Genomic DNA, 11,731 nt, shown 5'->3' with positions numbered 1-11,731 from the left:
GTCGCTCAGGCTCGGCGTCTTCACGTCGAAGTAGGGCTGGTGCGTGAGCTGCTTGAGGTCGTGGCCGTTCTCGTCCATCGACCAGAGGTTCATCACGCCGTCGCGATCGCTGGCAAAGTAGATGCGGCCCTTGTACGGCATCGGTTCGCGGCTGGTGCCGGTGTAGTCGGCGGTGAGCGGCTGCGCTTCGGCGCCGTGGCTGGCGTACCGCCAGATGCTCTGCGCCGTACCGCCGTGATAGCGCTTGGTGAAGCTGCCCTGGAACGGGAATCGCGTGAAGAACAGCGTGCCGCTCGCGTCGTACGCCCCGTCGGCGGCCTGGGCCAGCGGCACGAGGCCGTGCGCGCGCGTGGCCGGGTTCACCCAGCCCAACTCCATGTCGGGAAGCGTCGAGTAGTCGCGGGTGGCGTACAGCACTCTGGCGTCGGGCGTCCAGCCCACCACGGTCGCCACGCTGCCCTCGTACGTGAGGCGCGTGGGCGGGCCGCCGTCGATCGGCATGACGTACACCTCGGTGGGGCCCTCGTAGCTCGCCGAGAACGCCACCTGCTTGCCGTCGGGCGAGATCGCGGCGTTGGTCTCCTCGCCCAGCGCGGTGGTCAGCCGCTGCGCCGTGCCGCCGGACACGGGCACCCGCCACAGGTCGCCCTCGGCGGTGAACACCACCGTATTGCCGGAGATGGCGGGAAAGCGATAGTAGCCCAACCCGGGCTGCTGCGCTCCCAGGCCGGCCGCGGCCAGCGTGAGCGCGCAGATGAAAACTCGTATGCGCATGGCGGTTCGTCGGGAAAGTGGAACGTCCACGTTATCCGCCGGATCAGCCACCCGCCACCCCACCGCCCCGGAATGGGCGGGCGGCGCCACGGCGGCCCCTTCCACCCATCCCGCCGGATGGGGAAACCGCCTACTGGACGACGCCCGCCGCCGCGGCGATTCTGTTGGTGGGCGCGCGCGGCCATCGGCGCGCGCCCGCCGTCCCTCCCGTCCCCGGCTCATGACCACCGCCAGCACCACGTACGACTTCGTCATCATCGGCTCGGGTTTCGGCGGCAGCGTCTCGGCCATGCGCCTTGCCGAGCGGGGGTACCGCGTGCTCGTGCTCGAGCGCGGCAAGCGATTCCGCGACCAGGACTTTGCCCGCTCCACCTGGAACGCGCGCCGCTACCTCTGGGCGCCGGCGCTCCGCTGCTTCGGCATCCTGCAGGTGAGCCCTTTCCGCGACGTGTGGGTGCTGCATGGATCCGGCGTGGGCGGCGGCAGCCTGGGCTACGCCAACGTGCTCATGGAGCCGAGCGACGCGCTGTTCGAGGCGCCCGCCTGGCGGCATCTGGCCGACTGGAAGACGGTGCTGGCCCCGCACTTCGCCACGGCACGCCGCATGCTCGGCGTGGCCCCGAATCCCCGCCTCTGGCCGGCCGATCACGTGCTCCTGGACATCGCGCGGGAACTCGGCACCGCCAGCACGTTCTCGCCCACCCCCGTGGGCACCTTTTTCGGCGAGCCCGGACACGAGGGCGAGGAGGTGGCCGATCCGTACTTCGGCGGCGCCGGGCCCGCGCGCAGCGGCTGCACGCACTGCGGGGCCTGCATGGTGGGCTGCCGTCACAACGCCAAGAACACGCTGCCCAAGAACTACCTGTACTTCGCCGAGCAGCACGGCGCCGAGGTGCGCGCCGAATGCGCCGTGCGCGACATCCGCCCGCTGCCGCAGGGGCAGCCGGACGGCGCGCGATATGAGATCGTGTATCGCGGCGCCACCGCGATCGTGCCGCGGCGGCCGGCGGTGGTGCGCGCCCGCAACGTGATCGTGGCGGCCGGCGCGCTCGGCACGCTGCGCCTGCTCTTCCGCTGCCGCGACGTCACCGGTTCGCTGCGCGGCATCTCCCCGCGACTGGGGCACGCCGTGCGCACCAACAGCGAGAGCATCCTGGGCAGCGTGAGCCGCCCGCGCAACGTGGACTACTCCAAGGGCGTGGCGATCACGTCGATCATCAATGCCGACGCGGTCACCACCGTCGAGCCCGTGCGCTACCCCGCCGGATCGTCGTTGATGCGATTCCTGAGCGGCCCGCTCACCGACGGCCACACGTTCGTGGGACGCGCGCTGCGGTCGCTGGCCCAGATCGTCACCCGGCCGGTGGATTTCCTGCGCACCCACGTGGTGCCCGGATGGGCCGAGCGCGCCACCGTGCTGCTGGTCATGCAGACCGTGGACAACCGCATGAAGCTGCGGCTGGGCCGCAGTTGGCTCACCGGGTTTCGCCGCGGCCTGGTGAGCGAGCCCGACGCGCAGAGCGAAGCCAGCGGATCGCCCGAGCTGGGGCGCGCCGTGGCCAGGACATTCGCGCAGAAAACGAACGGCGTGCTCACCGGATCGATCAACGAGGGATTGTTCGGCGTGCCGATGACCGCCCACATCCTGGGTGGCTGTCCCATGGGGCCCGGTCCGCTGGACGGCGTGGTGGACCTCGACTGCGCGGTGCATGGGTACGCTGGCCTGTTCGTGGTGGACGGCTCGATCGTGCCGGCCAACCCGGGCGTGAACCCCAGCCTGACGATCACGGCGCTGGCCGAGTACGCCATGACGCGCGTGCCTGAACGCGCCGGCCCGCCCGGCTGACGCGGCCTGCTTTCCCCGACGGCGCATCGTCCAACTCCCTACAGAATCCACCGGCCGCCTCATGCACCTTTCATGGGCGGTTCCTGGTAGCACATCGATTCACGATTCCCGCCTGCGAGGGAGTTGAACGGTCCCCTCGAAGCGAGCATTCCGACAGGAGGACTGGACCATGCCAAAGACTCTGGCCAAACCATCGCAGCTTCCCATGCTCCGCGATTCCGCGTATCACATCTGGCTCGCCGGACTCGGCGCGCTGTCGATCGCCGAGGATGAGAGCGGCAAGATCTTCAAGACGCTGGTCAAGCGCGGCAAGACATTCGAGGCGTCGAGCAAGGATCACCTGCTCGAGGTGAGGCATCGGATGGACGTCCGGAAGGCCGCGAGCCACACGATGGATCGCCTCGCCGACGGATGGGACGACGGGATGGGGAGCATCCTCAGCCGCCTGGGCCTTCCCACGAAAAGGGAGATCGACGGTCTCAGCAAGCGCGTCGAGCGCCTCTCCAAGACCCTCGAGGAGAAGCCGGTGAAGTCCCGCGCCCGTCGGGCGCCCACCAAGCGTCGCGCCAGCGCAACGACGGCCTGAGCTGCGGGCGTCGGACAGTCGGAGGGTCCGGCTGTCCGACGCCAGTCTGTCGTGGTCCGCATTAGCTGAGAGGTGGTGATGGCACGCAGATCCGGGGTTGGTCGCGTCGGGATCGCGCTCGCCGGAGGCGGGCCCGTGGGTGCGATGTACGAGATCGGCGCCCTGCGTGCCCTCGAGGAAGCCGTGGATGGCCTCGATCTGAACCACGCCCACAGCTACGTGGGTGTGAGCGCGGGATCGTTCATCGCCGCGTGCTTGGCCAACGGGCTCACCACCACGCAGATGTTGCGCGCCGCGCTGCGTGATGAACCCGGCGTGAATCCGCTGCGGCCCGAGATCTTCTTCAAGCCGGCGTATCGCGAGTTCGCCAAGCGCGGGTTCAAGCTGCCGCGCCTGGTGTTCGAGTCGGTGAACGAGATGATCCGCCGTCCGGGATCACAGAGCATCGGCGCGGCGGTGAGCTACCTGATGCAGGCGTTGCCCGTGGGGGTGTTCGACAACGAGCCCATCCGCGCCTACATGCACGAGATCTTTTCCATGGAAGGACGAACGGACGATTTCCGGCAACTCGATCGCCGTCTCACCATCGTCGCCGCCGACCTGGATTCTGGTACCGCCATCCGCTTCGGCGACGCGGGCTGGGACCACATCCCCATCTCCACCGCCGTGCAGGCCAGCACCGCGCTGCCCGGCGTCTATCCGCCCGTGTGCATCGAGGGCCGGCAGTGCGTGGACGGCGTGCTGCTCAAGACGGTGCACGCCTCCGTCGCACTGGAGCACGGGGCCGAACTGCTGTTCTGCATCAACCCCATCGTCCCCGTGGACGCCGCGGCCGCAGGCCGCGAGGGGCGCTTGCCCACCGACGTCATCGTGCAGGCGGGGCTGCCCGCCGTGCTGTCGCAGACGTTCCGCACGCTGATCCACTCGCGGTTACGCGTCGGCTTCGCGCGTTACGCGGCGCGCTTCCCCGGCGCGGACGTCGTGCTGCTGGAGCCAGACGCCGAGGAGTACGAACTGTTCTTTGCCAACGTGTTCAGCTTCCGCTCGCGGCGGCACATCTGTCGCAGCGGTTACGAGGCCACGCGGCGCACGCTCCGCCAGCGGTACGGCGAGTTGGCCCCCGTGCTGGCGTCTCACGGCTACACCCTGCGCCGCGACATCCTCGACGATCAGTCGCGCGATCTGTGGACCAGCGTCGGGCTCGAATCGGAGGTGCTGGCGCCGTACTCGTCGCGCACCGTGACCAGTTCGCTCAGTCGAGTGCTCGACCGTCTCGAGGCGGAAGTGGGCGCTCGCTTAGACGCCAGATGAACGTCCCCTCCTGTTCCCGCGCGTCGCTCGCGCTCATGCCGCGATAGCCGTACGGCGGGCGCCGCAGTCGGCGGGCCAGCGACAGCAACGGCCATCCGAACGGCAGATAGAACGCCAGCAGGTCGAAGTCCCGCAGCACCATATGCAGCCAGTTGCGAGCCGCCGGCCGGTGGTGGTCGCGCTCGTTGGCGATGAACGTCAGCGGCCATCCCGTGGGCAGCACCTGCCGCAGACGGCCGCGCGACGCGTGGAGTGCCGCGAGCAACGACCGCCAATCGTACGGCCGCCGGCCGTACGTGGCCACGTGCCGGTCCAGCTCCGCCTGCATGTGTTTGCGCATGCGATGGGCGGCCCGGTCGAGCGCGCCGCGGTCGGGCTCCTTGGCGTTCGCGGCGCCCACCCCGTCCAGCAGCGCGCCGGCGCTGACCGGTTCACCCACCACGAACGTCATCTGCGCCGGCAACGCCAGATACCACATCCACGGGAAGATGATCGCCAGGAGTCCGGCGGGCAGCGGCAGGAACGGCACGTGGAACACGCGCTGCATCAGCCGGTCGAGCGGCGGGAAGGTGAAGTGGTACGGCATCACCCATTCACCGTTCACCACCGACACCGGATAGATGGGCACGTCGTGGCGCGCCGCCAGGCGGATGAAGCTCGTGCGGAAGCGCTGCAGCTGATAGCGGCGGTTGAACCCCTTGCCGATGCCGGGCACGCCCTCGGGGTAGTAGAGGATCCGGTCGCCGCGCTGGATGAGCCGCTCGAAGTTGTCGAACGTCATGTCCACGCCGCCGCCGCGCCGCCACAGGTTATCCACGCCGAACGGCCGCATCCACCACACCCGCGCCAACTCCTTCTCGAACACCGACCGCCACTTGCCCTCCCTGGTCATCCCGTCGCGGCGCCAGAGCGCGAAGTCCAGCATCATCGCATCGTAGGGAAACGCGGTGCCGCTGTGGTTGGCGGCGACGATCACCGGTCCGTCGGCGGGCAGCTTGTTTGCGCCGACGATGCGCGTGCGAAAGTAGTGGTCCGACATCGGCCCGAGGGCCCGCCGCTGCAGGTCCCGGCAATACGCTGCGTCGAACGGCTCGTACCACTCGTGCTGGACCTCATGCTCCGGCCCGGACGTCAGCGTCGTCGTCATCGGCTCATCCTCCGCGCCGGAAGGCCAGCAGCACCGCCGACGCATACAGCGCGCTCCACATCGGCCACGCCACACCGTACGCCATGAGGATCGAACCGGCCACCAGGCAGAATCCCGCCAGCAGCGTGGCCCGCACGCCCTTGAGCGGATTCTCCCCCCGCGGCCGCGTGCCGCGATCCAGCACCCGCACGCCTTCGGTGACCAGCGACGGCAGCTTCGCGAACGCATCCACCAGCTCCGGAGCGCCGCGCAGCCCCTCGCGCACGAACCGCAACGGGCTGAACTGTTCCAGGAACACCCGGCGGACGTGCTTGCGCGAGACCTCGGCCACGTCGAAGTCGGGCAGCAGCACGTGGCCCACGCCCTCGAACGTCACCAGCGCCTTGACCATCAGCACCAGCTCCACGGGGAAGTACATCCGGTACTGCGCGCCTCGCGTCACCGATTCCAGCACCAGCTGCGCCAGCGAGAACGACTCGAAACTCGAGGCGCGGTGCCACCGCGCCGAGATCTCCGATACGTCGCGCCGGAATCCCACGGGATCGCCGTCGCGCCCGGGCTCCGCCACCGCCGCCAGGTAGCGCGCCGCGTTCTCGTGGTCGCCCATCACCAGCGAGTAGTAGTAGTACAGCAGCGCCCGCCGCAGATCGCTGTCGAACCGCCCCACCATGCCCAGGTCGATGAACCCGACCTTCGCATCCGGCAGCACCAACAGGTTGCCGGGATGCAGGTCGGCGTGGAAGAAGCCGTCGCGATACAGCATGCGGATGATCGCCTCCGACCCCAGATCCACCAGCCGCTCGCGCTCCTCCTCGGGCAGCGCCAGGGCCTCGGGAGCATCGGGACGCACACCGTCCAGAAACTGCATGGTCAGCACGCGGGCGCCGCTGCGATGCCGGTCCACCGACGGGAACACCACGTCGCCCATGTCGCTGAAGTTGGCGGCGAAGCTCTCGGCGTTGTCGGCTTCGCGCCGCAGGTCCACTTCGCGCAACGTGTATTCGCAGAATTCGGCGATGATGCGGCGGGGTTGATACCGCGGCATCACCACCTGCAGCCCCGCGCCCAGGATGCGCAGCAGCCGCGAGTCGCGCTTGAGGGTCTCCGCCACCCCCGGTTTCACCGCTTTGATCACGACGTCGTCGCCCGACATGGTCGTCGCCCGGTGGATCTGCGCGATGGACGCCGAGGCCAGCGGCTCCGGGTCGATCCACGAGAACAGCCGCTCCACAGGGCGGCCGAGATCCTGTTCCACCAGCGCCGTGAACGTCTCGAACGGGATCACCGGCAGCCGATTCAGCAGATTGCGCAGCTCGCTCGTGATCGAGAGCGGCAGGATGTCCTCGCGCAGGCTCAGGATCTGGCCCAGCTTGATATACGTGGGCCCCAGCAGCTCCAGCCGCCGCCGGAACTGTTGCGCGAACGACAGGTCCACGAGATCGCGCCGGATCAGCGGATGCGCCGCGGCGCTCACCGCGCGGGCGGCCGCGTATCGCAGGCCCTTGCCGTCTCCGCGCGCCGACCGCTCACGCGTCCAGGCGACGATGCCGCCGAACAGCAGTCCCGCCAGGTGCCGGTTGGTGGACATCGCGCGACGCACGGTGCCGGGCGGCGCTCCGATCTCCATCCGCTTCAACGCCGCTCGCGGCCGGCGGCCCACCACCGGCGGCGCATGGTCCACCGGTGGCTGCATCTGAACGGCCGCGTGCGACATCATTTATTCCGTCCCAGCAGTTCGTGCGCCGACACCCATTCCAGCGACGAGATCGCCGCCGCCAGCGACAGTTCGCCCGCCAGGACCGTTGCGGCGACGATCTCGGCCAGCTTGTTCACCTTTCCACTGCCCAGGCACCCCATCATCTGCAGGCATTCGCGCTGCGTGGGCAGATGCGTGCCGCCGCCGTGCGTGGCCACGATCAGGCTGGGAATCGTGATCGAGAAGTACAGCGCGTCGTCCCTGGTGATCTCCACGTAGGTCGTCGCGGCCGCGCCCTCGGCGACGTTGGCCACGTCCTGCCCGGTGGCCATGAACACTGCCGTGATCGCATTGACCGAGTGCAGGCCGTTGTTGTTGGCGCCCGAGAGCAGCGCGCCCACGTTGGCCACGCCCCAGTGGTATACGATCTGCTCCGGCTCCACGCGTAGTTGGGCGACCAGCAGGTCGCGCGGAATCGTCGCTTCGGCCGTGACGCGCTTGCCACGCGGGTGCAGCATGTTGACGCGCGACGCCTTCTTGTCGGTGGCGAAGTTCGACTCCAGATATCCGCGCCGCACCGCCGGATTGTTGGCCAGGATCCACTGGTATGCGGCATACGTCGCCTTGCCCACCATGTTCTGACCCGCGCCGTCGCCCGTGGTGAAGTTGAACCGCAGGAAGGCGAACTTGTTGGACAGGAACGACTCGATGTGCGTCAGGCGCGCCACGTGCGACGTGGACTCGGCCACGGCCCGGATGTTGGCCAGGTGCTCGTCGATCCAGCCCAGGAAATCGCGGGCTTCGCGGGCCGAGGCGAACGCGAACACCGGCGCCCGCTGCATCCCGTCGCCCGACACCGTGGTCCGCACGCCGCCGCACATGTTGAGCACCTTCATGCCGCGGCTGTACGACGCCACCAGCGAACCTTCGGTGGTAGCCAGCGGGACGAGGAACTCGCCCCGCGCGTGCTCGCCGTCGATCAGCAGCGGCCCCGCGATGCCCAGCGGCACCTGCGCCACGCCGATGAAGTTCTCGATGTTGCCTCGCACGTCCCCGGACGGTATCGAGAACGACGACACGTGCTCCAGGTGCACGCCGGTGAATGTCTCCACGAACCGTTGGCGCTGGGCGATCAACGCCGGCCCGTAATCCTCCGACGTGCCCTTGGCGTGCGGGATGTGCGGCGTGACGGGCACGGCTTCGGCGAGCGTATCATCTGCCGCCGGCTGCCGCCCGATCAGGGTGGATGACGTGCCCATGCGTCCCTCGGGGATCGACACTGGACGATGCCCGGATTCCGGACCGCCAGCCATCAGGGAGCGGAAGCACGGCTGTAAGCGCTTTCCGCACCACACGCCCCGGGCTTACCCGCAGGAAGTTCAAGGTTTCCCTGAATTGGCGGTCGCCGCGAATGGGGCGATCTTACAATTGCGTTCGCGGACGGGAATGCCGCGAATGGAGCCACCCCGCGGGATACCGTCGGATGGCAGCGCGGCAGGAGTTCGACCCTGACCGCACAGGTTGTGAGGTCGCTGGACACAACTGAAGTCCCGAGAGCCAAGGGGCGCCTGAGTCGGTCCCGTCCGACGAGGGGAAGAGTGCCGGGCTGATCATCTGCACGAACGTCTCAACAGCAATCGTTCAGATGGTGCCGAAACGACTGACCGGCATTCGCCAGCGGGTCAGAACCCTCGCCGGAGGCAGTGATGCCGACGGCGAGGGTTCGCCGTTTCTGCCACAGGCCAGGTATCATCAACAGATGACCGCCGAGGAACGCGTCCTGGAGGTGGTGCGCGAACTGGCCCGCGAGCTGCGCGGCGACCGGGCAGCGCGCGCCGTCACCCCATCGGCGTCGCTCGAGCGCGACGTCGGTCTGGGAAGCCTCGAACGCGTGGAGCTGTTCACCCGGCTGGAAACCGCGTTCGGCCGCGCGCTCGACGATCGCTTCCTGCTCCTCGATACGCCGCGGGAGATCGCCGCCGCCGTCGAGCAGGCGCCCCGCATCGCCGGCGCCGCGCCCGTTGCGCGTACGGCGGCCGTCGCCGCGAGTGCGCTGCGCATCGATCAGGTGTCCACGCTCGTCGAGGCGCTTCGCACGCGCGCCGAGACCGAACCCGCGCGCGTCCACGTGCGGCTGCACGGCGACGACCGCATGCAGCAGGCCACCTACGGCGACCTCCGGCGCGGCGCCGAGCAGATCGCCGGCGCGCTCGTGGCGCGTGGCGTAGGTGCCGGCGAGCCCGTGGCGCTCATGCTCCCCACCGGATTCGACTATCTGCAGGCGTTCATGGGCGTGCTCGCCGCCGGCGGCGTGGCCGTGCCGCTCTACCCACCGGCGCGGCTCGACCGACTGGGCGAGTATCTGCTGCGACAGTCGCGCATTCTCGCCAACGCCGAAGCGCGCGTGTTGATCGCGATGCCGGAAGCCGCGCCCGTAGCGCGCGCCCTCAAGTCCGATGCGCCCGCGCTCGCGCGCCCCGTCACCGTCCAGACGCTGCACGACGAGGGCGCGGCCAACGCGGCGCACGGCCACGCGCTGCCGCCGGTCGGCGCCGATGCGCCGGCGCTCATCCAGTACACGTCGGGCAGCACGGGCGACCCCAAAGGCGTGCTGCTCTCGCATGCCAACCTGCTGGCCAACATCCGCGCCATCGCCGCCGGCGTCGAGATACGCCCCACCGACGCCGTGGTCAGTTGGCTGCCCCTGTATCACGACATGGGATTGATCGGCGCCTGGCTGTTCGCGCTGGTGCAGGGCGTACCCCTGGGTCTCATGTCGCCCCTCACGTTTCTCGCGCGCCCCGAACGCTGGCTCTGGGCCATCCATCAGGAGCGGGGCACCCTCGCCGCCGCGCCCAACTTCGCCTACGAACTGTGCGTGCGGAAGATCCGCGACGACGCCATCGAGGGACTCGATCTCTCCAGCTGGCGCTGCGCGCTCAACGGTTCCGAACCGGTGAGCCCGGGCACGCTCGATCGGTTCACGCGCCGGTTCGCGCGATACGGCTTCCGCCGCGATGCCTTCATGCCCGTCTACGGCCTGGCCGAGAGCTCCGTGGCGCTCTGCTTCCCGCCGCCGGGCCGCGAACCGCGCGTGGACGCGGTGGCGCGAAACCCCTTCACCACCGCCGGACGCGCCGCGCCGGCCGCCGCCACCGACGCCGGCGCCCTGCGCTTCGTGTCGGTGGGACGCCCCCTCGCCGGCCACGACGTGCGGGTGGTGGACGAGCGCGGCGCCGATGTCGCCGAGCGGTCGGTGGGCCGCGTGCTCTTTCGTGGGCCGTCGTGCATGCGCGGCTACTATCACAACCCGGCGGCCACGGCGCGCGCCGTCTCCCCCGACGGGTGGATAGACAGCGGCGATCTCGCGTACCTGAGCGACGGCGAGCTGTACGTCACGGGGCGCATGAAGGATCTGATCATCAAGGGCGGACGCAATCTCGTGCCGCAGGAGATCGAGGAGGTGGCCGCCGGCGTGGCGGGCGTGCGCAAGGGCTGCGTGGCCGCGTTCGGCGTGCCCGATCCCGCCACCGGCACCGAGCGCTTGATCGTGATCGCCGAGACGCACGCCGAGTCCTTCGCCGATCGCGAACGTCTCGAGCACGCCGTGGTCGAGGCCGTATCGGTGGAGGTGGGCGTCCCGCCTGACGTCGTGCAGGTCGTTCCCCCGGGAACGGTGCCCAAGACGCCCAGCGGCAAGGTGCGCCGCTCGGCGGCGCGCGAGGCATTCCTGGCCGGCGCCATGGGTGTGCGCCGCCGCGTGCCCTGGCGCGCCCGCGTGGCGTTGGCCGCCGAGTTCGCCGCGGCCAGGTTGCGGCGCGGCGCCCACGCCGTGGGACGTGGGCTCTATCTATCGTATCTCGCCGTCGCCGGAACGGCGGTGCTCATCGTGCTCGTGCCGGCGGCGTGGTTGCTCGTCCGGCTGTTGCCGCAGGGCCGCCCGGTGCGCGTGTTGGGTCGCGGCGTGAGCCGCGTGCTCGTGGCCGTGACCGGGTGTTCGCTCCGCGTCGAAGGCGCCGAACGGTTGCCCGCGCGCGGCCCGTGCGTGCTCGTCGTCAACCATGCATCGTACGCCGACACGCCGGCGCTCATCGGCGCGCTCCCCGTCGACTTTCTCTTCGTCGCCATGACCGAGGTCCTCGGCTGGCCGCTGGTCGGGACGTTTGTCCGCCGCGGGGAGCACCCGACCGTCGACCGCTGGCACGTGCAGCAGAGCGTGGCCGATGCCGCCGCGATCGAAGCGCGGTTGCGGCAGGGCCACTCGGTGCTGTTCTTTGCCGAGGGCGGGTTCTCCGGGGCGCGCGGCCTGCGCCCCTTCCGGCTCGGCGCCTTCACCGCCGCCGTCGCCGTCGGGGCCCCGGTGGTGCCCAT

General features: G+C 69.8%; 8 protein-coding genes. 4 read left to right on the top strand and 4 right to left on the bottom strand.

All coding sequences use genetic code 11. The features are described from left to right. On the bottom strand, positions 1-774 hold a 774-nt coding region (locus VNE60_14475; protein HVB32727.1), incomplete at its 3' end, for an LpqB family beta-propeller domain-containing protein. A 220-nt stretch (positions 775-994) separates the two neighbouring features. Between VNE60_14475 and VNE60_14470 the strand changes: the two genes are divergently transcribed. The 3 genes from VNE60_14470 (at position 995) to VNE60_14460 (ending at position 4,517) form a co-directional block, all read left to right on the top strand. Next, on the top strand, positions 995-2,620 hold the full coding sequence (locus VNE60_14470) for a GMC family oxidoreductase (GenBank protein HVB32726.1): 1,626 nt from the start codon (positions 995-997) through the stop codon (positions 2,618-2,620). Positions 2,621-2,789: 169 nt separating this feature from the next. Further along, a complete protein-coding gene (locus VNE60_14465) occupies positions 2,790-3,206 on the top strand; it encodes a phasin family protein (protein HVB32725.1) in 417 nt (138 codons plus the stop codon). A 78-nt stretch (positions 3,207-3,284) separates the two neighbouring features. Beyond that, positions 3,285-4,517, top strand: a complete 1,233-nt coding sequence (locus VNE60_14460; GenBank protein ID HVB32724.1) for a patatin-like phospholipase family protein — start codon at positions 3,285-3,287, stop codon at positions 4,515-4,517. Here VNE60_14460 and VNE60_14455 read toward each other — a convergent pair. Genes VNE60_14455 through VNE60_14445 form a run of 3 tightly spaced genes read right to left on the bottom strand, consistent with a single transcriptional unit; the run spans position 4,459 to position 8,640 of the window. After that, the gene (locus tag VNE60_14455; protein HVB32723.1) at positions 4,459-5,664 is read right to left on the bottom strand and encodes a 1-acyl-sn-glycerol-3-phosphate acyltransferase; all 1,206 of its coding nucleotides are present in this window, start codon (positions 5,662-5,664) and stop codon (positions 4,459-4,461) included. The two genes, VNE60_14460 and VNE60_14455, sit on opposite strands and share 59 nt — an antisense overlap. A 4-nt stretch (positions 5,665-5,668) precedes the next feature. After that, a complete protein-coding gene (locus VNE60_14450; protein HVB32722.1) occupies positions 5,669-7,381 on the bottom strand; it encodes an AarF/UbiB family protein in 1,713 nt (570 codons plus the stop codon). Beyond that, positions 7,378-8,640, bottom strand: a complete 1,263-nt coding sequence (locus VNE60_14445) for a hydroxymethylglutaryl-CoA reductase (protein ID HVB32721.1) — start codon at positions 8,638-8,640, stop codon at positions 7,378-7,380. The genes VNE60_14450 and VNE60_14445 overlap by 4 nt, the downstream gene beginning before the upstream one ends. A 479-nt stretch (positions 8,641-9,119) precedes the next feature. Here VNE60_14445 and VNE60_14440 point away from each other — a divergent pair. Next, positions 9,120-11,731 (top strand): AMP-binding protein (locus VNE60_14440; GenBank protein ID HVB32720.1); only part of this gene is annotated, 2,612 nt, incomplete at its 3' end.

It is taken from the genome of Gemmatimonadaceae bacterium, assembly GCA_035533755.1.
In the GTDB taxonomy this organism is placed as follows: Bacteria; Gemmatimonadota; Gemmatimonadetes; order Gemmatimonadales; family Gemmatimonadaceae; genus JAGWRI01.
The sequence above is the reverse complement of the archived record's forward strand: the minus strand, read 5'-3'. Positions and strand labels throughout refer to the sequence as shown.

Bases quoted from the DNA above. Each gene is read 5' to 3' on its own strand.
- VNE60_14470 (HVB32726.1), top strand. From the start codon at position 995: ATGACCACCGCCAGCACCACGTACGACTTCGTCATCATCGGCTCGGGT.
- VNE60_14450 (HVB32722.1), bottom strand. From the start codon at position 7,381: ATGATGTCGCACGCGGCCGTTCAGATGCAGCCACCGGTGGACCATGCG.
- VNE60_14465 (HVB32725.1), top strand. From the start codon at position 2,790: ATGCCAAAGACTCTGGCCAAACCATCGCAGCTTCCCATGCTCCGCGAT.
- VNE60_14455 (HVB32723.1), bottom strand. From the start codon at position 5,664: ATGACGACGACGCTGACGTCCGGGCCGGAGCATGAGGTCCAGCACGAG.
- VNE60_14460 (HVB32724.1), top strand. From the start codon at position 3,285: ATGGCACGCAGATCCGGGGTTGGTCGCGTCGGGATCGCGCTCGCCGGA.